The sequence below is a fragment of the Nocardia carnea NBRC 14403 genome (assembly GCF_000308515.1).
GTDB classification, from domain to species: Bacteria; Actinomycetota; Actinomycetes; order Mycobacteriales; family Mycobacteriaceae; genus Nocardia; species Nocardia carnea.
In genome coordinates this window covers 20,222-44,858 of the sequence record NZ_BAFV01000013.1, presented here as the reverse complement: position 1 = coordinate 44,858, position 24,637 = coordinate 20,222, and the positions used below count along the sequence as shown (strand labels likewise).

General features: G+C 67.2%; 22 protein-coding genes. 5 read left to right on the top strand and 17 right to left on the bottom strand.

All coding sequences use genetic code 11. The features are described from left to right. Positions 1-148: 148 nt before the first annotated feature. Complete coding sequence (locus ON22_RS38400) at positions 149-964, top strand: nitroreductase family deazaflavin-dependent oxidoreductase (RefSeq protein ID WP_306306578.1); 816 nt, start codon at positions 149-151, stop codon at positions 962-964. 49 nt (positions 965-1,013) lie between these two features. On the opposite strand, the gene ON22_RS03220 is transcribed toward ON22_RS38400, so the two are convergent. The 8 genes from ON22_RS03220 to ON22_RS03185 all read right to left on the bottom strand — a co-directional run bounded on the left by ON22_RS03220 (position 1,014) and on the right by ON22_RS03185 (position 10,997). After that, positions 1,014-1,940 (bottom strand): EamA family transporter, encoded by a 927-nt coding sequence (locus tag ON22_RS03220; protein WP_051157102.1) that lies wholly within the window; start codon positions 1,938-1,940, stop codon positions 1,014-1,016. A 68-nt stretch (positions 1,941-2,008) separates the two neighbouring features. Then, positions 2,009-2,473 (bottom strand): PIN domain-containing protein, encoded by a 465-nt coding sequence (locus ON22_RS03215; protein WP_033244163.1) that lies wholly within the window; start codon positions 2,471-2,473, stop codon positions 2,009-2,011. Next, positions 2,470-2,703, bottom strand: coding sequence for a ribbon-helix-helix protein, CopG family (locus ON22_RS03210; protein ID WP_033244162.1), 234 nt, complete (start codon positions 2,701-2,703; stop codon positions 2,470-2,472). The genes ON22_RS03215 and ON22_RS03210 overlap by 4 nt, the downstream gene beginning before the upstream one ends. 53 nt (positions 2,704-2,756) lie before the next feature. Next, the gene (gene narI / locus ON22_RS03205) at positions 2,757-3,521 is read right to left on the bottom strand and encodes a respiratory nitrate reductase subunit gamma (RefSeq protein ID WP_051157101.1); all 765 of its coding nucleotides are present in this window, start codon (positions 3,519-3,521) and stop codon (positions 2,757-2,759) included. A 63-nt stretch (positions 3,522-3,584) separates the two neighbouring features. Beyond that, positions 3,585-4,259: a nitrate reductase molybdenum cofactor assembly chaperone gene (narJ, locus tag ON22_RS03200; protein WP_197039661.1), complete on the bottom strand. Its 675-nt coding sequence runs from the start codon at positions 4,257-4,259 to the stop codon at positions 3,585-3,587. Further along, positions 4,256-5,926 (bottom strand): nitrate reductase subunit beta, encoded by a 1,671-nt coding sequence (narH, locus tag ON22_RS03195; RefSeq protein ID WP_033244161.1) that lies wholly within the window; start codon positions 5,924-5,926, stop codon positions 4,256-4,258. The genes narJ and narH overlap by 4 nt, the downstream gene beginning before the upstream one ends. Beyond that, positions 5,926-9,621, bottom strand: coding sequence for a nitrate reductase subunit alpha (locus ON22_RS03190; RefSeq protein ID WP_033244160.1), 3,696 nt, complete (start codon positions 9,619-9,621; stop codon positions 5,926-5,928). The genes narH and ON22_RS03190 overlap by 1 nt, the downstream gene beginning before the upstream one ends. A 140-nt stretch (positions 9,622-9,761) precedes the next feature. Next, on the bottom strand, positions 9,762-10,997 hold the full coding sequence (locus ON22_RS03185; protein ID WP_231508556.1) for a nitrate/nitrite transporter: 1,236 nt from the start codon (positions 10,995-10,997) through the stop codon (positions 9,762-9,764). A gap of 310 nt (positions 10,998-11,307) precedes the next feature. On the opposite strand from ON22_RS03185, the gene ON22_RS03180 reads away from it, so the two are divergent. Next, a complete protein-coding gene (locus ON22_RS03180) occupies positions 11,308-12,048 on the top strand; it encodes an RluA family pseudouridine synthase (RefSeq protein ID WP_033244159.1) in 741 nt (246 codons plus the stop codon). 169 nt (positions 12,049-12,217) lie between these two features. Then, positions 12,218-13,012, top strand: coding sequence for a metallophosphoesterase (locus ON22_RS03175; protein WP_231508555.1), 795 nt, complete (start codon positions 12,218-12,220; stop codon positions 13,010-13,012). 4 nt (positions 13,013-13,016) lie between these two features. On the opposite strand, the gene ON22_RS03170 is transcribed toward ON22_RS03175, so the two are convergent. Together ON22_RS03170 and ON22_RS03165 are read right to left on the bottom strand one after the other, a co-directional pair. Then, the gene (locus tag ON22_RS03170) at positions 13,017-14,069 is read right to left on the bottom strand and encodes an AraC family transcriptional regulator (RefSeq protein ID WP_033244157.1); all 1,053 of its coding nucleotides are present in this window, start codon (positions 14,067-14,069) and stop codon (positions 13,017-13,019) included. Between the two features lie 41 nt (positions 14,070-14,110). Beyond that, positions 14,111-15,025: a cation diffusion facilitator family transporter gene (locus ON22_RS03165; protein WP_255218507.1), complete on the bottom strand. Its 915-nt coding sequence runs from the start codon at positions 15,023-15,025 to the stop codon at positions 14,111-14,113. Between the two features lie 161 nt (positions 15,026-15,186). On the opposite strand from ON22_RS03165, the gene ON22_RS03160 reads away from it, so the two are divergent. Next, positions 15,187-17,280, top strand: a complete 2,094-nt coding sequence (locus ON22_RS03160; RefSeq protein ID WP_051157129.1) for an ABC transporter ATP-binding protein — start codon at positions 15,187-15,189, stop codon at positions 17,278-17,280. Next, on the top strand, positions 17,277-18,011 hold the full coding sequence (locus ON22_RS03155) for a CbiQ family ECF transporter T component (RefSeq protein WP_033244155.1): 735 nt from the start codon (positions 17,277-17,279) through the stop codon (positions 18,009-18,011). The genes ON22_RS03160 and ON22_RS03155 overlap by 4 nt, the downstream gene beginning before the upstream one ends. 9 nt (positions 18,012-18,020) lie before the next feature. On the opposite strand, the gene ON22_RS03150 is transcribed toward ON22_RS03155, so the two are convergent. The 7 genes from ON22_RS03150 to ON22_RS03120 all read right to left on the bottom strand — a co-directional run bounded on the left by ON22_RS03150 (position 18,021) and on the right by ON22_RS03120 (position 24,578). Then, positions 18,021-18,881 (bottom strand): CPBP family intramembrane glutamic endopeptidase, encoded by an 861-nt coding sequence (locus ON22_RS03150; RefSeq protein ID WP_197039660.1) that lies wholly within the window; start codon positions 18,879-18,881, stop codon positions 18,021-18,023. 3 nt (positions 18,882-18,884) lie between these two features. Further along, a complete protein-coding gene (locus ON22_RS03145; protein WP_033244153.1) occupies positions 18,885-19,067 on the bottom strand; it encodes an antitoxin in 183 nt (60 codons plus the stop codon). A gap of 86 nt (positions 19,068-19,153) precedes the next feature. Further along, positions 19,154-21,373, bottom strand: a complete 2,220-nt coding sequence (locus ON22_RS03140; protein ID WP_051157099.1) for an ATP-dependent DNA ligase — start codon at positions 21,371-21,373, stop codon at positions 19,154-19,156. Positions 21,374-21,423: 50 nt separating this feature from the next. After that, positions 21,424-21,663: an antitoxin gene (locus ON22_RS03135; protein WP_033244152.1), complete on the bottom strand. Its 240-nt coding sequence runs from the start codon at positions 21,661-21,663 to the stop codon at positions 21,424-21,426. 34 nt (positions 21,664-21,697) lie between these two features. Next, positions 21,698-22,843: an MBL fold metallo-hydrolase gene (locus ON22_RS03130; protein ID WP_033244151.1), complete on the bottom strand. Its 1,146-nt coding sequence runs from the start codon at positions 22,841-22,843 to the stop codon at positions 21,698-21,700. Continuing rightward, positions 22,843-23,568, bottom strand: coding sequence for an enoyl-CoA hydratase (locus ON22_RS03125; RefSeq protein WP_033244150.1), 726 nt, complete (start codon positions 23,566-23,568; stop codon positions 22,843-22,845). Before ON22_RS03125 ends, ON22_RS03130 begins: the two co-directional genes overlap by 1 nt. A gap of 152 nt (positions 23,569-23,720) precedes the next feature. Further along, positions 23,721-24,578, bottom strand: a complete 858-nt coding sequence (locus ON22_RS03120) for an aldo/keto reductase (protein ID WP_033244149.1) — start codon at positions 24,576-24,578, stop codon at positions 23,721-23,723. Positions 24,579-24,637 lie beyond the last annotated feature (59 nt).

Sequence of the window (24,637 nt, the reverse complement as noted above, 5' to 3'; positions counted from 1 at the left end):
GCGCACCAGGCGAGACACCGGCGGCGGCGCGAAGATACAACGCTTCCCGAGATTCTCGATTCCGGCCCCGCCGTCGGGTCGAACACTTCCTTCCTCGACGGCGGGTGCCAGCCAACAAGACCAGGACAGAACCTGAACGGGAGTCAGTATGCGGCGACAGTCGAGGGCTATCGGGACTGGCCGTTCTCATTACTCCTATGCAGGTCTATCCGCATGGCTACCGCTGGCCCGATCCGGTGACAGAGGGTGGCGCTCGATGATCTGGGATCTTCGGTTGATTGCGTTGGTGATCGGATTGGTGTGCCTTACCACCATCCTGGCTCTGCCACCTCGGGAAGACCGGCCGGAAGACAATCTATCCGATCCATCACGATCGGGGAGGTCCTCGCGCTCCGGGAATTGCCATCATCATTCACTCGGTCCTCGCTCGGCGATCATCCGGGCGCGCCGGCCGTTGACAACTCCGGACGGTGCGGAGCATGGTCGGGGACACAGTCCGAGTACGGGGGTGAGGCAGATGCGGGACAGGTTCGCCGCTACCGTCGCCAGGGCAGTCGCGCGTATCGCGGCTGCGGCGGGCCCGAAGCGGATGCGGGCACTTGCACGGTTCAATCGACATGTCACGAATCCCGTCCAGCGGCTCTGGGCCCCATATCTGCCGTACATGGCAGTCCTCGAACACGATGGCCGAAAGTCCGGCAACCCCTACCGCACACCGGTTCTGGCGTTCATCGAATCGGGTGCCATCACCGTTCCACTCAACTACGGAACGGAATCGGACTGGGTGCGCAATATCCAGGCCGCGGGCGCGGCCGGAGTTGTTCACCGCGGTAAGCGCTACCGGTTGACCGCTCCACAGGTGTTACCCGCCGATTCCGATGAGCTACCGGCCGTGATGCGGACGGTCGGAATCCCGGGCCGCAGTGTGCTGTTCGGCGCCCTCGGCCCAGAAGGACCCAGCTGACCTTCCTCCGGACCGATTCGGTGCCGGCCGCCGCGAACCGAGAGACGTTCTACGGCATCGCACGTTGTACCAGTATCGCGCCGACGAGCAGTATCGCCGCACCGGCCAGTTGAGCCGGGCGCAGCCCTTGCCCGAGCAACAACCAGGCCAGCACGGTGGCAACCACTGGTTCCACCATGGCCAACACGCCTGCGAGTGGCGCGGGCAGATCTCGTAAAGCCCACAACCCAGCCAGGTACGGCACCACGGTGCCTGCCACTGCCAGGACCAGCAGCACCACCCAGACGGGAAAGTCCGAACCACCCAACACAGCAGACAGCGTCAGGCGATCGAAAGGCAGCGTCCACGGCGGTACGACCACGACCATCACCACAGCGCCGATCACCAATCCGACCGCGGTCATCCCGAACGGATCGTGCCGGCTCGCGCCGTGCTCGCCGAGTAGGAAGAACCCGGCCGAACAGGCCGCCGCGCCCAGGCCCGCCGCGACACCGACCGGATCCAGCCGGGCACCATGCCAGACCTGCGCGATCAGGACCAAACCGGCCAGTGCCAGCCCGATACCCGCCCACACCGATCCGGGCAACCGTGTTCCGCGCACGCCCCGTATCCACAACGCGACCAGGGCAGGTGCCAGGTTGACCAGCACCATCGCCACACCCACCGGGACTCGGGCGACAGCCACGAAGAACAACAGCTGCACCCCCGCGACACCGAGCAACCCATAGCCCAGCAGAAGCCAGAGATCGCCGCGACCGAACCGCAGTGCCCGTGGCCGCCACAGTGCGACCACCAGAACCAGTAATACGGCGGCCGACCCGATGCGCACCGAAGTCACAGCCGCCGGTGACCAGCCCTCTACCATCACCGCTGCGGCCAGCGGACCTGAACTCGCGAACAACACCCAGGAGAGCAGGCTCAACTCGATCGCCCTCGAACGGCCGGGTACGCGCGCCACCTTCACTGGCCTGGTCACGCTTGCAGCTTCGCCGAGCGATCACCCGCACGCCAATCAATATCCGGCAGAATTCGCCGGTCTTACGGTCAAAGGTCGTCGGGTAGCAGCCGGAACGCCTGGTGGCAGGTCAATGGTGTGAGCGCCCGAAAGTCACGGCGGTCGAGAGTGAGTACCGAATTCGTTTCGTATTCGGCAGCCAGCGCGACGCTGACAGCGTCGGCGAGGTCGAGTCGCAATGCCGGATACAGGGTGCGCACGGCGTTCGCCTGATCGAGGACGTCTGTTGTTACTGTGGCGATCTCGAATGCTCCCCGACGCGCTTCGGCGGCGATATCCTCGATCATCGAGATGGCGTGCCGCTGCCCGAGAGCGCGACGACCCACATGGTCGAGTTCTGCCAGCACGAGCGGCGACAGGACGACGAGCCCTGCCGAGCCGAGGGCCGCAAAGGCCCCGTCACTGTCCGGCGAGGATGTATCGAAGGCCGCGATGAGCCCCGACGTGTCCGCGATGATGATGCCCGCGCCGACCGGAATTGTAGAGCGGGTCATTCTGTGTCGTCGTCGGCGAGAATCTCGTCGACACGATCCGCCAGAGTGGGGTCACCGCTCGCGAATCGCCGCAGACGTAGCGGTTCGGAGCGCCGGCGCACTCGCATGGCGGCCAGGTGAATGCCTTCTCGAATGATTTCGGCCTCGCTGGTCTGAGTGCGCGCTGCCGCTTCCTTGATCGTCGCCAGGTCCTCGGCATCGGCGTACACCATAGTGCGCTTCAGAGACATATGCGTATGGTGTCATATATGTCCGGCGCCCGGCAAGAGCCCAAGAGCACCGCCTACTGAATTCGCTCCCAGCCGCGCCGCTCGTGCCGGGACCCCAGCTCCACATCGCGACTCCGGTAGACGATATAAGGCCTGGTCAGATAGCCGATGGGCATGGAGAAGACGTGCACGAGGCGGGTGAACGGCCAGAAGGCGAACAGGACCCAGGCGGCTATGACGTGGAGTTGGAAGCCGAGGGGGGCAGCGAGGATCAGGTCGGTGTCGGGCCGGAAGGAAAGGATGGAACGGAACCAGGGGGAAACCGTGTGGCGGTAGTCATGGGGTTGACCGATGGCGTTGCTGATCACCGTGGTCCCGAAGCCGAGAACAAGGGTGCCGATGAGCAGGACGTACATGATCTTGTCGTTGCGGGTGGTCGCGGAGAACACCGGGCCCGTGGTGCGGCGACGGTAGATGAGGATGGCGGCGCCGATGAGCGTGGCGGCGCCGGCGAGGACGCCGAGGCCGACGGATAGTGCGTGGTAGACGGGTTCGCTGATACCGACGGCTTCGGTCCAGCCCTCGGGGATGAGCAGGCCGACGATATGGCCGAGGATCACCAGCAGGATTCCGAAATGGAACAGGGGGCTGCCCAAGCGGAGCAGGTGGTTTTCGTAGAGCTGAGAGGAGCGGGTGGTCCAGCCGAACTTGTCGTAGCGGTAACGCCAGTAGTGGCCGACCAGGAAGATCGCGATGGAGGCGTAGGGCAGGGCCACCCACAGGAGGATGTCGACTGTGGTGAGCTGTTCGGCCGCCTCGGCGTGGAAGGTTGTATTCATCGACGCACCTCCGTGAGTTCGGCGTCGCCACCGGCGGCGTGGAGTCCTGGATACCTATCCGGGTCAGTGCGGAACATGACTTCGGCGCTCTCGCGGCATGGCTGGGTCGGGGAGGTATTGGGGTGGGGTGAAGGGGGCCAGACCGACGGATTCCTCCGGGGGGCCTTCGGCGATGAGGCGGGCGATGGCGTCTTCTTCGCGGCCGGCCAGAGCGGGGAGGGTCGCGAGCACCGAATCGAGTACATCGCCCCAGGGCGAACCGGTTTCGTGGAGTCCGCGGCGCATCAGTTCCAGGCCCGCGCGATGTTCGGTGAGCAACCGCACACCGGTTTCGGCATGTCCGGAGGCCGCGAATTCCAGAACCACGGAGAGATGGTCGGGTAGCTCTTCCTCGCTCAACCGGAGCCCGGCGGCCTGGTAGGCCTGTTTGAAACGCAGGAGCGCCACCCCGCGTTTGCGGGTGTCGCCGTAGGCGAAGTAGGTGAGGTAGGGACTGAACCGTTTGCGGTGGTCGAAGGTGGCGACATAGTCGGCGGCCAGTTCGAACAGGGAGCTGCGCTGCACGTGGGCGAGGAAGCGGGCGAGTGGATCGCCGACCGTGGGCGGCAGGGTCGCGGCCACTGCGCCGAGCAGATGCAGGTTGCGGTGCAGCGTCTCGTCCGGATACCCGACCAGCAGGGATTGCGCCTGCCATGCGGCGGACCGGAGAGCGGGATCGGTTTTCACGGTTTTCTTCACGGCTGCTCCGATCCGGACGAGTTGTCGTCGGTGGGCGGGAACAGGCCGTCGGGTGCTTTACCGTCCCAGTTGAGCAGGTTCACCCGCCCCTGCCCGCGCACCGTGGTGGGCGCGTCGGCGGTCTGCCGGTTGCGCAGCATATGGAAGTTCTCGACCGCGATCGGTGCGGGCCCGCCGGAGCTTTCCCCGAACGGACCCGACGCGGTCATCCCCGGGCCACCTTCGTAATCGAGGCTGCATTCGGTGGCGAGTTCTTCCAGACCGTGTGCCTGTTCGGCGTGTGTAGGCGGAATAACGTAGCGCTCATCGTATTTGGCGAGCGCGAGCAGGCGGAACATATCGTAGACCTGTGCACCGGTCATCCCGACCGCCTCGGCTATCCGCTCGCGGGGTTCGCGGCCGAAATTGATATCGCGCATATAGCTGCGCATGGCGGCCAGCTTGCGCAGGACATCGGTGACCGGGGCGGGATCGCCGGCGGTGAACAATTGGGCGAGATAGTCGACCGGGATACGCAGGGCCTCGATGGCAGCGAAGAGGTTGTCGTAATCCTCCGCGTCGTGACCGGTATCGCGGACGATATCGACCACCGGCGACAGTGGCGGGATGTACCAGACCATCGGCATGGTGCGATATTCCGGATGCAGCGGCAGCGCGACCTTGTAGGTGTTGATGAGCGCGTAGATCGGTGACCTGTCCGCGGCTTCCACCCAGTCGTAGGGTATTCCGGCGCGTTCGGCTTCCCGCCGGACCTCCGGATCGGCCGGGTCCAGGAACACATCGCGCTGCGCCTGGTAGAGCCCCTGCTCGTCGGGAGTGGCGGCGGCTTCCAGCACCTTGTCCGCGTCGTAGAGCACCAGGCCGATATAGCGCAACCGGCCCACGCAGGTCTCCGCGCAGACGGTGGGCAGCCCCACCTCCACCCGGGGAAAGCAGAAGGTACATTTCTCGGCTTTTCCGGTGCGGTGATTGAAATACACCTTCTTGTACGGGCAGCCGGAAACACACATACGCCAGCCGCGACAGCGGTCCTGATCGACCAGGACGATCCCGTCCTCACTGCGCTTGTAGATGGCGCCGGACGGGCAGGATGCCGCGCACGACGGGTTCAGGCAGTGTTCACAGATCCGGGGCAGGTAGAACATGAAGGTCTGCTCGAATTCGAACCGGACCTTTTCGGCGAGTTTTCCCAGTAGCGGGTCGCGGTCGCCGTATTCGGTGGCGCCGCCGAGGTCGTCGTCCCAGTTCGCCGACCATTCGATTTTCGTATCCTTACCGGTGATCAGCGATTTCGGCCGGGCGACCGGGGTGTGCCGCTGGGCGGGGGCGGTGGTGAGGTTCTCGTAGTCGTAGGTCCAGGGTTCGTAATAGTCGCCGAGTTCGGGCAGGATCGGGTTGCTGAAGATGGTGAACAATTTCCGCCACCGGCCGCCGCCTTTGAGTTTCAGGTTGCCGCGGCGGTTCAGTTCCCAGCCGCCCCGCCATTTCTCCTGGTCCTCGTAGGTTCGCGGATACCCCTGCCCGGGCCGGGTTTCCACATTGTTGAACCAGACGTATTCGACACCGGAGCGGTTGGTCCAGGCCTGTTTGCAGGTCACCGAACAGGTATGGCAGCCGATACATTTGTCGAGATTCATCACCATCGCCATCTGCGCCATGACCCGCATCAGTAACTCACCTCCTGTCCGCGACGACGGATCACCGTCACCTCGTCGCGTTGATTTCCGGTGGGACCGAGATAGTTGAACGCGAAGCTGAGCTGGGCGTAACCACCGATGAGGTGGCTGGGTTTGATCAGCAGGCGGGTGAGGGAATTGTGGATACCGCCGCGCTGCCCGGAGGTTTCGCTGATCGGGACATCGATCAGCCGGTCCTGCGCGTGGTACATGTACACCGTGCCGGCGGGCATCCGATGCGAGACCACGGTCCGCGCCACGACCACCCCGTTGCGGTTGACCGCCTCGACCCATTCGTTGTCCGCGACCTCGATCTTCGCCGCGTCCTGCGGTGACATCCAGATCGTGGGCCCGCCCCGGGACAGGCTCAGCATGAACAGGTTGTCCTGGTATTCGGAGTGGATGGACCATTTGCTGTGCGGGGTGAGGTAGCGGACGGTGACGCCGAGTTCGCCCACCGAGCCGATACCCGGTTCACCGAACAGCGCCGCCATGTTCAGCGGCGGGCGGTAAACGGGTAGCCCCTCGCCCAGTTCGGACATCCAGTCGTGGTCGAGATAGAAATGCTGACGGCCGGTGAGCGTATGCCAGGGTTTGCGCCGTTCGACATTGATCGTGAACGGGGAGTACCGGCGGCCGCCCGACTCCGATCCCGACCATTCCGGTGACGTGATCACCGGTACCGGCGCGGCCTGGGTATCGGCGAAGGTGATGCGTTTGCCCTCGTGTTCGGCGGCCAGATCGGCCAGCGGCACGCCGGTGCGCTGCTCCAGGGTGCGGAACCCCTCGGTGGCGAGGCGGCCGTTGGTGGTGCCCGACAGCGCCAGGATCGCCTCGGCGGCCTGGATCCCACGCTGTAGCGACGGCCTGCCGTCGGCAGGGCCACCGCGGATCATGCCGTTCTTATGCCGTAGATAGTCGACTTCGGGGGCGAGGTCGAAAGTGACGCCCTTGGTGGTGGCGCCGAGTTTCTCCGCGAGTGGCCCCAGGGCACGCATCTTGGCGCCGACAGCGCCGTAATCACGTTCGACCACGACGAGTTTCGGCATGGTGACGCCGGGGACCGGTTCGGCTTCCCCGTACTTCCAATCCACGACCCGGCCGTGCGGTGTGGCGAGTTCGTCCGGGGTGTCGTGCAGCAGCGGCACCGCGACCACATCCTTGCGGACCCCCAGTCGCGGCCCCGCCAGCTCGCTGAACTTCTCGGCGATCGCCTGGAAGGCGTCCCAGTCGCTGCGGGTCTGCCAGGGCGGTGCGATGGCCGGGTTGAACGAATGCACGAACGGGTGCATATCGGTGGTGTTGAGGTCGTGTTTCTCGTACCAGGTGGCGGCGGGCAGCACGATATCGGAGAACAGGGTGGTGCTGGTCATCCGGAAATCGAGGGTGAGCAGCAGATCGAGTTTGCCGCGCGGCGCCTCGGGCCGCCACACCACATCGCGGGGCCGGGCACCGGCAGGGGTGGGTGAGGCGCGCAGCGAGGATTCGGTACCGAGGAGATGTTCCAGGAAGTATTCGTTGCCCTTGGCCGAGGACCCGAGCAGATTCGCCCGCCACACGCTCAGCACCCGCGGGCAGTTCTCCGGCGCATCCGGATCCTCACAGGCGAACCGCATTCGTCCCGCCCGCAGTTCGGAAACAACGTAACCGGCCAGCGATCCGCCGTCCGCCTCGGCCGCATCGACCAGATCCAGCGGATTGCGGTCGAAGGTCGGATAGGACGGCATCCAGCCCAGCCGGGCCGCCTGCGCGATCACATCGGCGGTGGTCATATCGGCCAGGCGACCACCGCCGTGCGCGGCCGAGAGTGTGTCGGCGCCGAACCAGTCGTAGCGGAACTGATCGGAATGCAGGTACCAGTAGGCGGTCTGGATCATCTGCCGCGGCGGGCGCGACCAGTCCAGCGCCGACGCCAGCTGGGTCCATCCGGTCACCGGCCGGCATTTCTCCTGACCCACATAGTGCGCCCACCCGCCGCCGTTGACGCCCTGGCAGCCGGTGATCGTGGTCAGTGTGAGGAAGGCCCGGTAGATGGTGTCGGAATGGAACCAGTGGTTGGTACCGGCGCCCATCACGATCATCGAACGGCCGTGGCTCTCCTCGGCATTGGTGGCGAATTCGCGCGCGATCCGCAGCACCGCGGCCGCCGGAACCCCGGTGATCGCTTCCTGCCAGGCCGGAGTGTAGGGCTGGGCGGGGTCGTAATAGTCGACCGGCCACAGCCCCGGCAGACCTTCGCGGTGCACCCCGTACTGCGCCAGCAGCAGATCGAAAACCGTGGTGACCAGGTGACCGTTCACCCGGCGCACCGGGACGCCGCGTTGCACGGTCGCGCCTTCACCGCCGGCAGTGTCGAAGCGCGGCATCAATACGGTGACCGCATCGTCACCCAGCAGGGTGATCTGCGGCCGGACCCCTTCGAGGTCGAGATTCCAGCGGCCAGCACCGGTTTCACCGAAGCGATACCCCAGCGAACCGTTGGGCACCACCGCCCTGCCCTCGGCATCGAGTACCACCGTCTTGAAGGCCGCGTTCTCGGTTCCGACGTATTCGTCGAGGTCGGCGGCGGTCAGGAACTTTCCCGGTAGATAGCCGCTGTCGCTCTCCTCCAGCCGCACCAGAAACGGCAGATCGGTGAACTGCCGGATATAACTGGCGAAGTAGGGAACCTCCCGTTCGACGAAGAATTCCCGCAGCACCACATGCCCCATCGCCATCGCGAGGGCGCCGTCGGTGCCGGGGTGCGGGGCCAGCCATTCATCGGCGAATTTCACGTTGTCCGCGTAATCCGGGGATACCGCCACAACCTTCTGCCCCCGGTACCGGGCCTCGGCCATCCAGTGCGCGTCCGGGGTGCGGGTCACCGGCAGATTGGATCCCCACATGATCAGATAGCCGGCATCCCACCAGTCCCCCGACTCCGGAACATCGGTCTGATCGCCGAACATCTGCGGGGACGCGACCGGCAGATCGGCGTACCAGTCGTAGAACGACAGCATCGCCCCGCCGATCAACGAGACGAACCGCGCCCCCGAGGCATGCGACACCATCGACATGGCCGGGATCGGGGAGAAGCCCGCGATCCGGTCCGGGCCGTACCGCTCGATGGTGTGGATATGCGCGGCGGCGATCATCTCGGTCGCCTCGTCCCAGGTCGCCCGGACCAGACCGCCCTTACCGCGCGCGGCCTTGTAACGCCGGGCCGATTCCGGGTCCTCCACGATGGAAGCCCAGGCGCGTACCGGGTCACCTATGGCGTTCTTCGCCGCCCGGTACATCTCCAGCAGGACGCCGCGGATATACGGATACCGCACGCGGGTCGGCGAATAGGTGTACCAGGAGAACGCGGCGCCACGCGGGCAACCGCGCGGTTCGTACTCCGGTTTGTCCGGGCCCACCGACGGATAGTCGGTCTGCTGGGTCTCCCAGGTGATGATCCCGTCCTTGACGTAGATCTTCCACGAACACGACCCCGTGCAGTTCACTCCGTGCGTGGACCGCACCACCTTGTCGTGACTCCAGCGGTCCCGGTAGAACTCGTCCGCCTGCCGCCCGCCGGTTTCGTACATCGACCGCCGGTCCGGCGAGACCTCGGCGCGGGTGAAGAACCGCCGGGTGCCCACCAGCGCGTCGGTGAGCTCACCGTCGAGCCGCGTCCCGCCGGAGTTCCGTCGCCCACCGGTCATACGACCTCCTCGGAAGAGTGCACCTGTGATTCACGGAGACCGATGCGGCGGTGACGCATCTCGAGACCTCCCGGGAGCGGGGTACATCGGCGGAGGTGTCGCATCGTCGGTACTCCTTCTGCATATTCGATCGGGACACCTCAGCTGCGTTGCCGGGTAACTTCACGGCGGACGACAGTGAGTGTGAATACGAGCGCGGCCAGCGCGACCGCGGCCAGCGCGAGCAACCCCGGGCCGTAATCGGCGGTCGATTCGTAGATGGCACCCATTACCAGCGGCGGTACGAAACCGCCCAGACCGCCCGCGGCTCCCACGAACCCGGTGATGGACCCGACCTTGCCGGGCGGCGCGATCTGCGCGACCAAGCCGAAGGTCGCCCCGCTACCCGCGCCGAGTGCCGCGGCCAGCACGAGGAACGCGATGGTGCCGACCGGCATCAGGTCCGGGGTGGCGGCCTGTACGGCCGCGGCGGCGACCACGAATCCGAGGGTGGTGGCGAGTACCACCGGCCCGTTGAACCGGTCGACCAGCCAGCCGCCGACCGGCCGCATGACCACCGCGAGCAGTACGAACCCGGCCATTCTGTTTGCTGCGTCCGCCTGGGAAAGGTCGTAGGCGGTGCGCAGATACGACGGCAGGTACACCGAGAACGCGACGAACCCGCCGAATGCGACGGCGTACAACGCCGAGGCTTCCCAGGTGGCGGGCAGGCGCATGGTCTGCTTCAACCGAGTGGTCATCGATTCGGTGGGGGCGGTCCGGCCGGGAGCGTCGCGCAGCAGGTACCAGGCGACGATCGCGTAGACGGCCAACGCGGCGGCGCACAGCAGGAACGGGGTCGCGGTATCGCCCATATCCACCAGTTGCACGGTGGTGAGGGCGCTGATGGCGGTACCGCCCATCCCCATCCCGTACACCCCGATCGCCAGCCCCTGCTTCTCCGGCGGGAACCAGCGGCTCACGAACGGCACCCCGACCGCGAACACCGTGCCGCCGACTCCGAGGAAGAAACCCCCGATCAGCAACGCCGCCAGCGCCGAATGGCCGACCAGCCCCAGGAACAGCACCGGCACCACGGTGATCAGCGAAACCACCGGGAACATCAGCCGCCCGCCGTAGCGATCGGCCAACGCCCCGACGGGTATCCGGCCCAGCGATCCCACGATCACCGGAACCGCCACCACCAGCGACTCCTGGAACGAATTGAGACCGAGTTCGTCGCGTAACCGCGGTGCCAGCGGGCTGAGCAGGGCCCACGCCCAGAAGTTGAGCGCGAACCCGACGGTCGCCAGGACCAGCATCAGGGTGCGTCCACCGGTCATCGTGTGATCACCGGCCAGGGCGCGGCCGGAGTTCAGCGGAGTCGAAGAGGCCACCATTGCTCCCGAGGAGGGTCGGTCCGGCAAGCTCTTTGCGCCCGGTCCACAACCGCTCGACGGGCGATTTCGGTCAAACGCGACCGGGACCGCAATCACGTCCCGGGCCGCCGTGTTGCGCTATCGGTGACTCGTGGCGGGTAGCTTCATCAGCCACCTCCACGCGACCTGGGCGAAGGCGGCGGCACGCCTTATTCTGCCCGCAACATTGCGAAGTTGTCGGCCCACCCGGGATTCCGGGAGTTTCGTGCAAACGGCGGATCGCAGTCCCTGCCGATCCCAGCTCGGGACCCGGCTCTACGCTCGACCGGTGGATATCGACTGGCCCGAGCTGCGCGCCCGCTGCCTGCTCGCCGAGGACGAGGCGATTCTGGCGCTGAACAAACCCGCCGGAATCTCGGTCACCGGGGAGCGGCACGACATCGATATCGTCGCCGCCGCCGAGGCCACGGGGGAGAAGTTGTATCCGGTGCACCGGATAGACAAGGTCACCTCCGGTCTGGTGCTGCTGGCCCGTCAGCTTCCGGCACATGGGCAGCTGACCCGCCAGTTCAACAAGCAGACCGCAGCGAAGAGCTATCTGGCCGTCGTCGCCGCCGGACCCGAACCGCTGCCCGACCGCGGGGTAATCGAACTGCCGCTCAGCGTCGGCCGGAAGAACCGGGTCCGGGTGGCCGCGCCCCGCGAGACGATCCAGCGCACCGGTGATCACTGGTTCGTCGCCGACGCCGACCTGCTGAACACGAAGAACTACCCTTCCCGCACCGAGTTCGCCGTCGTGGCCCGGCACAGCGAGTACACCGTCGTGGCCCTGTATCCGATCACCGGCCGCCGCCATCAGCTCCGCGTACACCTGGCCTGGATCGGCTACCCCATCACCGGCGACCCCCTGTTCGATCGCACCGGCACCCACCCCCGCACCCAGCTGCACTCCTGGCGGCTGCGCCTCGGCGCGGACTGGCGTCCCGACGGCCGGCTCGACCTGGAAGCACCCCCCGACGAGGATTTCTGGGCGCCGCTCCCCCACCCACCGGCCGCTCTCCCCGACTGACTGTGGTCATACACACCGGAAGAGGTCGTGGCGTGCCTCATAGCCCCGCCGTTGCCGCTGGCCAACTGCCCTAAGCTGGGTGACGTGACATCGGCCTGCGGAACCACCGTGGTGCCGAGTTCAGCGAGGCCCTGGGAGGGTTTCGGCCCCGCGCGCCGGAGGCGCGCCGATGAACACAGGAGCACCGATGATCCTGGTGGCTCAGGTCAGCGATACACATTTCGATCTCGGGACCCGTAATACCGAGCGCGCGCAACGGGTGATGGCCTATCTGGCGGATCTGCGGCGGCGGCCGGATGTGATCGTGGTGACCGGCGATATCACCGATTCCGGGAAGCCCGAGCAGTATGCCGAGGCCCGGATGTCGCTACAGGCCGATCTGCCGGTGCTCGCGATTCCCGGGAACCACGATGAGCGGGCAGCGTTCCGGGAGGTGCTGCTGTCCGGGTCCCCCTCGGACGATCCGGTGAACCAGGTGCACCGGGTCGGCGGGCTGACCTTGATCCTGCTGGACTCCAGCGTCCCCGGGCAGTCGGGTGGCCGGCTGTCCGACGAAACCTACGACTGGCTGGACGACACCCTCGCCGCAACCGCGCCCGACGCGGCCGTGCTGCTGGCCCTGCACCATCCACCGGTTTTCCTGCACAGTCCGATCGTGGACACGATCGCACTGGACGAGCCGGAGCGGCTGGCCGCGGTGATCACCGGTGATCGGCGCATCATCGGGACCTTGGCCGGGCACGCGCATACCGCCGGGGTGAGTACTTTCGCGGGCAAACCGCTGCTCATCGGTCCGAGCACGGCCTCGGTGCTGGGCGGCGAATGGGAACTCGCACCGCCCGAGCGGGTGATGGACTACGGGCCGGACCCGTCGGTCGCCCTGCACGTGATCGACGACGACCATCGGCTGATCACCCATTTCCGCAGTGTGCCGATGGGTGGCTGGATCGCGAGCCCGTACTGATCGTTCAATACCGTCCGGCGCGGGCTCGGCGGTAGGCGGCGGGGGTCGCGCCGGTCCAGCGTTTGAAGGCGTAGATGAAAGTAGAGGCCTCGGCGTAGCCGAGCCGGATCGCCACATCGCTCACCGACAGCGGGGTGGTGGTGAGCATTTCCTCCGCCAGGGCCTGGCGTACCTCGTCCAGCAGTGCGCGGTAACTGGTACCGGCGGCATCGAGGTGCCGGCGCAGGGTGCGGGTGCTCAGGTTCAGGTCGGCGGCGACGGCGTCGATACCGGGCGGTGCGGTGAAACCGTCCAGCCCGCCCCGGGGCACCAGCCGGGCCCGGACCTCGGCGGCGATCCCGGTGCGGGCGCGGCGCCGATGGACCAGATCACGGCATTGCGCCAGGCAGATGGCCAGGGTGTGTTCGTTGGCCTGTGGGAGCGGCTGATCCAGGATCGCCGGATCGAGAGCGACCAGGTTTTCCGGGCGGCCGAACCGCGGCGGGGCCACGGTGACCGCGGCGATCCGATCGGCGTACGAGGGTTCGGGGAATCGGAATTCGGCCCGGATCAGTTCCAGGTGCCGGCCCAGCAGATCGCTCATCACCTGATGCATGGCGGTCACATCGCGTTCCACCAGGAACTGCCGGAGATCGGCCGGGACGGAATCGTCGAGGATCCGGCCGACGAATTCGCCGTCCTCCCACTGCGTCACCGGCAGGCAGAAGGCGAAGCTCAGTTCCATATAGCGCAGGGCGAAATCGATCGCCTCGGCCAGAGTGGGACTGCTCACGCAGGCGAAGCCGAAGATACCGAAGGTGGTGATGCGGTAGCGGCGGCCCACTTCGATGCCCATACCGGGGCGGTCGAGCTGACGCACCAGATTCCGGACCACCGCGAGTTCGGTATGGGCGTCGATCTGGACGTCGGGGTCGCGTAGGCGGGCCTCGGTGAGATCGGTGCCGCGCAGCAGGGCCGCGGGCGCGACCCCGTGTTCGGCGCCGTAGCCCACCATCAGCGCGACACTGGCGACACCACGCGGGAAATCCCAGTCCCGGACCGACGGACGCTGCACCATCCCGCCATTATGGCCGAATATCTCTATCGGCCGGGCAGCGGCTACCAGGACAGTTCCGTGCAGCGACGGGCGGTATCGGTGGTCTCGATCTGCAGGGTGGCGTGCTCGATATGGAAACGCTCGGCGAGCAGGTGCTGGGCTGCACGCAGGATATCGTCGCGCATATCCGGACCGGACGTGGTGATATGCGCCGAGGCGACCTCCATTCCGGAGGTCAGTGTCCACACGTGCAGATCGTGGACATCGCAGACCCCGGGGACCGCGGCGAGTTCGGCCGCGACGGCCTCGACGTCGAGCTCTTCGGGGCTGTGCTGGAACAGGATCCGCAGCGAGCGGCGCGCCAGCAGATAGGTGCGGGGCAGCACCCACACACCGATCGCCACACCGACGACCATATCGGCGTAGTACCAGCCGGTGGTGAGAGTTATCGCCGCCGAGACCAGCACCCCGAACGACCCGATCATATCGGCGAGGACCTCGAGGTAGGCGCCGCGCACATTGAGGCTCTCCGCCGCGCCGCGCCGCAGCAACAAGAAGGACACGATATTGGCGGCGAGACCGATCACGCCCGCGATGAGCACCGGCACCCCCGGGACCTCCGGAGGTTCGCCGAAGCGGCGCACCGCCTCCACCAGGACATAACCGGCCACTCCGAACAGCAGGACGGCATTGGCCAGCGCGGCGATCACCTCGGCGCGGTAGTAACCGAAGGTGCGGGTGTAGCTGGGCCGGGTGTTGCGGGCCAGCAGGATTGCCGACAGCGCCATCGCGATACCGACGACATCGGTGAGCATATGCGCGGCGTCGGAGAGCAGTGCCAGCGAACCGGTGGCCAGCGCGACCGCCATTTCGACGAGCATGAATGCGGCGCCGATGGCCAGCGCCAGCGCCAGGCGTCCGACGTATTTCCCGGAGGCGCTTTCGGGTGATACCCGATGCGTATGATCATGTCCCACGCAGACAACATATGCGTTGATGCGCATGCTTGCAATACCGTCGATTCGCGCCCGGCCGCGTGGCTGGCAGACTTGACGTCGTGAGTGACCAGCCCGCTACCGCCCGGCCCGGCGCATCCGACCGGCCCGCCCGCGACCCCCGAGCCGCGGCACTACGGCCGATCGAGCTCGCCACCGGCGCGGTTCTGGGCGGCGCGACCGTCGGACTCGTCACGGTCGGCTCGGTGATCCCGTTCGCCGCGGCACTCCAACTCGTCGCTGCCGTCCCCATGGGCCTGCTGGCGCACCGCTATCGATTCCGCGCCCTGTTCACCGCCTCCGTCTCGGCCGCCCTGGTCACCTTCGTCGCGGCCGGACTCACCGCTGCCATGGCCATGGTCGCCACCGCGACCATCGGCGGTATCGTCGGCACCGTCAAACGCCGCCGCGGCGGCCTCATCACGGTCACCGGGCTCTCGATCGTCGCAGGTCTCGCGTGGGGCGCGTTCTCGATCGGTTTCCTGCTGGTCTTCTCCGCCACCCGCGACCTGCTGTTCGACAACATCCGCAATACCGCCACCGGCCTGGCCGACATCACCTCCCGGCAAGCCCAGCTGGCACCGCTGGGTCGCGGTGTACTGGACGTGGCCGAGGTCGTCCTGCAGTGGTGGTGGATCTATATCGGCGCCACCGTCGCCCTCGGCACCGTGGTCACCGCACTCGTCTCCTGGTTCGTCCTCGGGTCCGTGCTGGACCGGCTCACCTGGCTCCCCGGCGCCGACCGGCTCGACGCCCCCGCCGACGATCGCCCCATCGCGCCGCTACCGGTCACGCTGCGCGGGGCCGGCTATCGCTATGCGGGCGCGGCCGATGATGCACTGGCGGCGATCGACCTACGCGTGGCGGTCGGCGAATTCGTGGCTGTGGTCGGGCACAACGGCTCCGGGAAATCCACCCTCACCCGGCTGCTGGCCGGGCTGCCACCGAGCAGCGGCACGGTGGACCGGCCCGGATCGGCGGGCCTCGGCCATCTCGGCGGCACCGCCCTCGTTCTCCAGCGACCGGAAAGCCAGACCCTCGGAGTACTGGTCGCCGACGATGTCGTCTGGGGACTGCCCACCGAACTGGCGGCCGAGGTCCGGATCGACGATCTGCTGCGCGAGGTCGGGCTGGACGGAATGGGTGCAAGGGAGACCGCGACCCTCTCCGGTGGTCAGCAGCAGCGGCTCGCCGTGGCGGCCGCGCTCGCCCGGCGCCCGGCGCTGCTCATCGCCGACGAAGCCACCTCCATGATCGACCCGGACGGCCGCCGCGAACTGGTGGCACTACTGACCGAACTGCCGAAACGACATCCGATGGCGGTAGTGCTGGTGACCCACCACGAAGCCGACGCGGCCGCCGCCGACCGGGTGATCCATCTCGCGGACGGCCGGATGGTCGACCGCCTGCCCGCCTGGCCGAAACCGGCCCGCGCGCACCGCCGCCACCCCATGGGTGCTCCGATTCTGGAGCTGCGCGGCGTCCGGCACACCTACAACCGCGGCACACCGTGGGAAGCGCAGGCCCTGCACGGGATCGACCTGACGGTTTCCCGCGGGGAAGCGCTGCTGGTGGTCGGCGGGAACGGGTCCGGGAAATCGACCCTGGCCTGGATCATGGCCGGACTCATCGCCCCCAGCGTCGGCCGCTGCGAACTGGCGGGGAAACCGGTCAGCAAACAGATCGGCAGGGTGGAACTGGCCTTCCAGCATTCCCGGCTGCAACTGCAACGCCATACCGTCGGCGAAGAGATCGCCGATTGGGGCGGAGACGGCACCGGATCGGGCACGGTCGGCAAGGCCCTCGACGCCGTCGGCCTGGACCGCTCACTGACCACCCGCTCCATCGAAGAACTCAGCGGCGGCCAGGCGAAACGGGTGGTGCTGGCCGCCATCGTCGCCAGTCATCCACAGGTCGTGGTACTGGACGAACCTTTGGCCGGACTCGACCCCGAGGGCCGCGCCGATATCGTCGACCTGCTGGCCCGCCTCCGCGATTCCGGGCTCACCCTGATCGTCATCTCACACGATGTCGAGGATGTCGCGGCCATCTGCGACCGCACCGTCCACCTGCAGGCCGGGCGTATCCCCGAAACCGAGGCCGCACACATCCCGGCCCCGGAATCGGACGCCGATACCGCACCCATCCCACCGGTCCGCCCACCCGGACCAGTCCACCAACCCGCCCCAGGCACGGCGTGGCGGCTACCCGGCGACGCCCACGGAGGTGCCCGATGAGCACCGTACTGCTGCGCCAGGTCCCGGTCGCCAGCCCGATCCACCGGCTCTGGGCCGGCACCAAGATGATCGGCGTCTTCCTGATCAGCCTGCTGCTGATGTTCCTGCCCAGCTGGCCGATCCTCGGCGTCACGATCGTCTTCCTGATCGCGGTCGGGGCCCTCGCTCGCCTCCCCCTCGGCGTCGTACCCCGGCTACCGTGGGTGTTCTGGCTGCTGATCGCACTCGGCGCGGTGATCAGCGCACCGGTCGGCGGGGTCGCGCTGCTGCGCTACGCGCAGGTCGTGGTCTTCGGGCTCATCCTCCTGTCGGCATCCATGCTGATTGCCTGGACCACCCCGATGAGCGAAATCGCCCCCGCCCTGGCAACCCTCGGCCGCCCGCTGCGCAAGCTGAGGGTCCCGGTCGACGAACTCGCCGTCGTGGTGGCACTGACCCTGCGCGGACTACCGCTGCTGCTGGAAGAGATCCGGGTCCTGCGCGCCGCACGCCGGCTACGCCCCAAACCCGATCTACTGCACCGCACCACCGACCCACTGATCGATATCCTCACCGCCGCCATGGCTGTTTCGACCCGCCGCGCCGGCGAACTCGGCGAAGCCATCACCGCCCGCGGCGGGACAGGCCGGCTCACCGCCCACCCGGCCGGCCCCGGCCGCAACGATGCGGTCGCGCTGGCCATCGTCGTAGCGGTCTGCGCCGGAGCTCTCGCCCTCGACCTGCTGACCTGAGCCGGTGGTTCAGCCGTTCCGGAGCGACAACCCACCGCGCCGATATCCGAGGTACAACAGCAGCACGGTCGCCGCCGAACAGACCAGTACCGAGACAATGCTCGCTTCCGGTCCGAAACTCCCCCCGGACAACCAATCCGGGCCTGTCGTGACCGCTGTGACCAGCGATTCGCGCGCCTCACTCCCCGAGACGACGGTGCCGAAGATCCCCATGGTTGCGGCGTTCCAGCCGAAGTGCATGCCGATCGCCAGCCAGAGCGAACCTGTTGCGAGGTAAGCGGCACCGAGCAGCAAACCCGCCTCGACGGCGATCGCGATCGCGCCCCATACCGAAGCATCGGGATTGATCAGATGCACGAGGCCGAAGATCAGGGAAGATACGGCAAGCGCGACCGCGGTCCCCCAACGCCCCCAGAGGAGCCGGAAGACGACACCGCGGAAGAAAACTTCCTCCGCGACGGCGACGGCGCACATGGCGCCGGCGACCGCGAGAGCACCGGAGACCGACCCCCACCCGCTGATTCGATACACGCCGGCGAGGGCAAGGAAACCGATCGCCACCGCCGCAAGGCCCAGCCCGGATACCGTGCCGACCACAAGATGGAGCCCGCCGCCGCGACGAGGGAACTCGACAACCCGGCGGCGCTCGATACGGCGTCCGGCCCAGATGTAGAGCCAGACCACCACGCCCGCCAGCACGGGGCCGACGACAAGGGCAGCCACGGGATTGTGAACCGACGAAGCAATGGAATTCGAGACGAGCATCACGACGGCGAAGCCGACGACCATGATGGCCGCCCGGCCCATACTCAGGCCGCTGGGAACACCGGAAGCAGCCCGCGCCCGGAACTCCCTCCGGGCGGAACTCACCACCTACTTCTGCTGATCACGTACGGCTTTACGAGCGGCCTCCTGCGCCTTGTCGACCTGCGACGCGTATTTTCCGCCGGTCTTCTTGTCCACCGCGTCGCCGACCTTCTCGATCAGCGGGTCGACCTTGCTGGAGTTCTTACGCGCCAGACCCAGCGCTTTGTTGGCCAGCCCTTTGAAATCCATGGTGTGCTCCTCATTTCCACTCGCTACGTAGGTAACGATACCCAGGGGAATCGCGGCGAGCGGGGGAACTACGGCAGCGACGGCTGTCACACCTCGCCGAGCCAGGCAGGATGCCAGAAGCGTCCGCCGTCGGTCCAATCCATGTAGCGAACAGTGCCTTTGATCTTCGGTGTCACCCAGATCGCGTCCCGGAGTTCATCGGCCGACATCTCGTTGGTGAACGGCGGCGTCTTACGTTCCGACCGGCGCAGCCGGGCCGCGAGTTCGGTCATCCCCGCTTCGTCGAACCCGGTCCCGACCCGGCCCGCATACACCAGGCCGTCCTCGGCCGGTATCCCGACCAGCAACGAGGCGAACGGTCGCGCCTTACTGCGCCGCATACCCCCGATCACCACCTCCTGGGTACGCCAGTTCCGGTGCTTCACCCACGAATGCCCGCGGGTCCCGGGCAGATACACCGAATCCAGCCGTTTGGCGATCACGCCCTCGGCGCCATCTTCTTCGCTGCGGTGCAGGGCCTCGGTGCCGTCGCCCTCATAGCGCGGTGGCACCCGGAGTTCGGTGGTGGTCGCGGCCAGCGCTTCGAGCACGTGCCGCCGATCGCGGTAGCGTTTGCGCAGCAGTGAAGTGCCGTCGAGGAACAGCAGATCGAACGCCAGGAATTCGGCGCGCCGCGGATTCGCCTTCAACAGCGCGATATTCACCGCGCCGTCGGGGCCGCGGACGATGAGCTCACCGTCGAGTATCACCTGATGGTCGGCCAGCTCCTCGGCCAGCACCGACAACTGGGGATAGCGCGCGGTGACGTCGTTACCGGCCCGGCTGCGCAGCCGCATTTCGCCGGCATCGATTTCGACGAGCAGCCGGTATCCGTCCCATTTACGTTCGAACGCCCACTCCGAGTCCGGCAGCCCGGCCACTTCGCCACTGGTGGCCAGCATGGGGGTGAGTCCACGCGGCAGTTCCCCGGTCGCGGGCTGGTCCTTCATGAGATGCATCAGCCATTGATCGCCCTCGGTCCGGATCATGGCGTACCGGCCGTTGAGCCGCTCGCCCCGGAAAACCACGATCACCTCGTCGTCGCGCCATTTCTCGGCGCGGTAGGTGCCGGTATCCCAGACCGACAGCTCCCCTGCCCCGTACTCGCCGGCCGGGATCGTGCCGTGGAAGTCCAGGTATTCCAGCGGGTGGTCCTCGGTGTGCACGGCGAGCCGATTCTGCCGGGTGCTTTCCGGCGGCCCCTTGGGCACCGCCCACGACACCAGCACCCCGTCGCGTTCCAACCGCACATCCCAGTGCAACCGCCGGGCGTGGTGTTCGTGGACGACATAGCGGTCACCGGGGCCGGGCCGGGGCGAATGCGGCGGTACCGGCTCCGGTGTACGCGCCGGGTCACGCATCGATCGGTATTTCGTCAACGCGTCGTTCAGGGGTGTATCCAGGCCGGCCAGCAGATCACCCTCGGACCGATAACGCTCCAGAACTTCGTCGAACCGCAGCTGCCGCAGTTCACGGGCGTCCTCGAGCTCCGCCCAGTGGCGTGGTGCGGCGACGTTCGGCTGCTCGCGGCCGCGCAGCGAATACGGTGCGATGGTCGTCTTGGACGGGTTGTTCTGACTCCAGTCCAGGAACACCTTCCCGGCCCGCACACTCTTCGCCATGGTGGCGGTGACCAGGTCGGGAAGGAGTTTCTCCAGATTCGCGGCGACCTGTTTGGCCACCGTGGACGCCCCGCCGGGGCTCAGCACCCGGTCCAGCGGGACGTACAGGTGGATACCTTTGCTACCGCTGGTCAGCGGGAACGCGCGCATCCCGATTTCGGCGACCATATCCCGCACCCCGAGCGCCACCCGCGCGCATTCGGGCAGTCCCGCGCCGGGGCCGGGATCGAGATCGAACACCAGCCGCGTCGCGGGTCCGCGCGCATCGCCGTCGAAGCGCCATTGCGGTACGTGGATCTCCAGGGCGGCCTGCTGACCCAGCCAGACCAGGCCGGCCTGCGACGAGATCACCGGATAGTGCGCGGTGCGGTCGGAATGTTCCTGGGCACGGCGCGGTAGCCACGACGGTGTACCCGCGCCGAGGTTCTTCTCGAAGAACGACGATTCGGCGACACCGTTCGGCCACCGTTTCCGGGTGATCGGCCGGCCCGCGATATGCGGCAGCATCGCCGGGGCGATTTCGGCGTAGTACTCGATGACCTCGCCCTTGGTGGTGCCGGTCGCCGGATAGAGCACCTTGTCCAGGTTGCTCAGCCGGACCTCGATATCCGGCTGCCCCGGTTCACCGCCGAACGCCCGGTGCACGCCGGGTCACCCGCGTGAGCGGTCGGCCCGGTACGGCACCCGGCCGCGGCTCACGGGCGCGGGCCGGGCCCCGGTTCGCCGGGCTGTCCCGGACCACCCTGCTGCTCGGGCGGAACCACCTTGCGGGCGGCTTCCTTACCCTTCTGGATCTTGTCCGAGTACTTGCCCTTGGTCTTCTGGTCGACGAAATCGCCGGCCTTGTCGACCGCCTGGTTGATCTTGTCGGAGTTCTTGGCCGCCGCCTCCTGACCCTTGCCGGCCAGATTCTTCAGGTTGTCCATCAAGCTCATTGCCGAATTCCTTCCTGTCGCCGAGCGGAAGTGTTCACTCCATATCCTCCCACCAGGAACGCCCTGGCGCGAGATCCCCGATATCGAGCCGTTGCCCGGGCACCGGCACCACGATTTCGGTACCGGCCGCGGCCGCGGCCGCCACCAGCCGGCGCACCGGCTCGTCCCAGGGATGCGGAGCCAGATTGAAGGTCGCCCAGTGGATCGGCAGCAGCACGCCGTGGCCCGGTTCGCCGCCGCACAGGTCGGCGTGGGCGCGCACCGCTTCTTCGGGATTCATATGGATATCGGCCCAGCTGTGGTTGTAGGCACCGATGGGCAGCAAGGTCAGGTCGAAGGGGCCGCACTGCGCCCCCGTCTCGGCGAATGCCTTGGTGAACCCGGTATCGCCGCCGAAGTACACCCGATGCGCCGGACCGGCCAGCGCCCAGCCCGCCCACAGGGTGGTGTTACGGACCAGGCCGCGGCCGGAGAAATGGCGGGCCTCGGCGCAGGTGATCGTCAGCTCGCCACCCGACTCGTCCCGGGCGGGCAGCGAATGCGACTGCCCCCAATCCAATTCGACGATCCGCGATTCCGGTACACCCCAATGCCGCAGATGCGCGCCGACCCCCAGCGGGACCACGAAGACCGCGCGCTGGGTGTGCAGCAGGGTGGTGATGGTATCGGCGTCGAGATGGTCGTAGTGGTCGTGCGAGACGACCACCGCGTCCACCGGCGGCAGCTCGGTCAGCTCGACCGGCACCGGGTGGATCCGGCTCGGACCCACCAGCCGTGACGGTGAAACCCGCTCACTCCACACCGGATCGGTGAGCACCCGGAAACCGTCGACCTCGATCAGCGCGCTGGCATGCCCGTACCAGGTGACGGCCAGATCGGCGGCCACCGCCGGATGTTGCGGCTCGGCCAGCGGCACGGCCCCCTTCGGCCGCCCCGTCCGCATGGCGGACGCCATCGACAGCAGCCCGGCGGGATTGTCGGGTACGACGATCGGGGACGCGGGCTCGGTATTGTGGAACTGACGGTTGCGGTAACTGCGCGCTCCCGTAGCGGTGGGCGCGATCGCCGACACCGAGGCACCCAGCGCTGCCGGTAGCCCGTCCAGCGCACGCAGCACCCAGCCCAGTACGGTCATCCCGGCCAGTCCCACCACCGCGGCGGGCAGAATACGGGGTCGCATCACCGGCCCACGAATTTCGGCGAACGCTTCTCCTTGCGGGCCTGCCGGCCCTCCTCGGCGTCCTCGCTGTTCCATGCTGCCTCCAAGGCGGACTGCTGTTCCTTGGGCGACTGTCCCCGGGTGCCGTCGTCGTTGAGTTCCAGCTTCAGATGCCGCAGCGACAGCGGTGCGAGTTCGGCGACCGATTTCGCCCAGGTCTGTGCGTCCGCCAGGGTACCGAGGCGGTTGGCGAAGCCGAAGGTGTAGGCGTCGGCGGCCGAGATGGGTTCAGCACCGAGCAGGACGGTACGGGCCGGACCGCCACCGAGCAGCGAGACCAGCCGCCGGGTCGTCCAGCGATCCACGGAGATACCGAGTTTCGCCGCGGGGATCGCCAGATACGAATCCGGCGCCATCACCCGCAGATCCGCCGCCATGGCCAACTGCACACCGGCACCGAGCGCGGGACCGTTGAGAGCGGCGATCACCGGCACCGGCAACGCCTCGACCTCGTGCAGCATCTCCAGCAGAGTGTCGAGGAATTCGGTGGAGTACACACCGTCGAGATCCGCGCCCGCGCTGAACACCGGCCCCCGGCCGGTGATCACGATGACGCGGGCGTTGTGAGCTGCCTGGAGGAGCGCCTCGCGCAGTTGTACGACCAGATCCAGGTTCAGCGCGTTACGACGCTCTTCACGCTGCAGTTCGATGGTGACGACGTCGCCGTCGCGGCTGACCCCGAGCATGTGTGTCCTTCCCCGCTCAACGAATACCGATCCAACAGCCAATAACGAAGCCTTACCGACCACTTTGCCACAGTGACAGGCGGGCCCACCCGGCACGACGCGGGGAGCCGCCACCGGGGACGGCGTGGTGGTGGTGCGCGGAACGCGCGGGCTCAGGTTTCCAGGCCGACCGCGAAGGTCGCCGGATCTGCCCCGGTCCGGGCGCCGCTGTCCAATCCGGTGATCGCGTTCATCTGCTCGGCGGAGAGTTCGAAGCCGAAAACATCGAAATTCTGCTCGATCCGCTCGGGCGTCACCGATTTCGGGATGACGATATTGCCGAGCTGCAGATGCCAGCGGATGACCACCTGCGCCGGTGAGCGGTCCACTTCGCCGGCGATCCGGGTGATCACCGGGTCGCCGAGCAGGGTGCCCTGGCCGAGCGGGCTCCACGCTTCGGTGGCGATGGCGTGTTCGGCGTGGTATTCGCGCAGTTCGCGCTGGACGAGCCGGGGATGCAATTCGATCTGGTTCACCGACGGCGTCTCCCCCGTTTCGGCGACGACCCTTTCCAGATCGGTCACGCGGAAGTTCGAGACACCGATGGAACGCACCCGGCCGTCGGCCTTCAGTCGCTGGAAGGCGCGGAAGGTGTCCACGAATTTGTCCGCCGCGGGAACGGGCCAGTGGATCAGGTAGAGGTCCAGGTACTCCAAGCCCAGCCGGTCGAGGCTGGCCGCGCAGGCACGCAGGGTCGATTCGTAGCCCTGCTCGGAGTTCCAGAGCTTGGTCGTGACGAAGACCTCGTCCCGGGGCAGGCCGAAGTGCCGGATGGCGCGGCCGGTGCCTTCTTCGTTCTCGTAGGCGGCCGCGGTGTCGATACTGCGGTACCCGGCGCGCAGCGCGGCGGTCACGGTATCGAAGACCTGGTCCGGCGGTACTTGGAAGACCCCGAAACCGAGCTGCGGAATCAGGCTCCCATCGTTGAGCACGATGGGCGGGACAACACCGATCTCACGTCTAGTGGTCACCGCCTCGACGGTAGGAGCGGTTCGGCGGCAGGTCAACGATCCGGGCCTCGTGTCCGAAT

Coding starts and splice junctions, on each gene's coding strand:
- ON22_RS38400 (WP_306306578.1), top strand. CDS start 149: ATGCGGCGACAGTCGAGGGCTATCGGGACTGGCCGTTCTCATTACTCC.
- ON22_RS03215 (WP_033244163.1), bottom strand. CDS start 2,473: ATGACCCGCTCTACAATTCCGGTCGGCGCGGGCATCATCATCGCGGAC.
- ON22_RS03210 (WP_033244162.1), bottom strand. CDS start 2,703: ATGTCTCTGAAGCGCACTATGGTGTACGCCGATGCCGAGGACCTGGCG.
- narI (WP_051157101.1), bottom strand. CDS start 3,521: ATGAATACAACCTTCCACGCCGAGGCGGCCGAACAGCTCACCACAGTC.
- narH (WP_033244161.1), bottom strand. CDS start 5,926: ATGCGGGTCATGGCGCAGATGGCGATGGTGATGAATCTCGACAAATGT.
- ON22_RS03190 (WP_033244160.1), bottom strand. CDS start 9,621: ATGACCGGTGGGCGACGGAACTCCGGCGGGACGCGGCTCGACGGTGAG.
- ON22_RS03175 (WP_231508555.1), top strand. CDS start 12,218: ATGAACACAGGAGCACCGATGATCCTGGTGGCTCAGGTCAGCGATACA.
- ON22_RS03170 (WP_033244157.1), bottom strand. CDS start 14,069: ATGGTGCAGCGTCCGTCGGTCCGGGACTGGGATTTCCCGCGTGGTGTC.
- ON22_RS03155 (WP_033244155.1), top strand. CDS start 17,277: ATGAGCACCGTACTGCTGCGCCAGGTCCCGGTCGCCAGCCCGATCCAC.
- ON22_RS03145 (WP_033244153.1), bottom strand. CDS start 19,067: ATGGATTTCAAAGGGCTGGCCAACAAAGCGCTGGGTCTGGCGCGTAAG.
- ON22_RS03135 (WP_033244152.1), bottom strand. CDS start 21,663: ATGAGCTTGATGGACAACCTGAAGAATCTGGCCGGCAAGGGTCAGGAG.
- ON22_RS03130 (WP_033244151.1), bottom strand. CDS start 22,843: ATGCGACCCCGTATTCTGCCCGCCGCGGTGGTGGGACTGGCCGGGATG.
- ON22_RS03125 (WP_033244150.1), bottom strand. CDS start 23,568: ATGCTCGGGGTCAGCCGCGACGGCGACGTCGTCACCATCGAACTGCAG.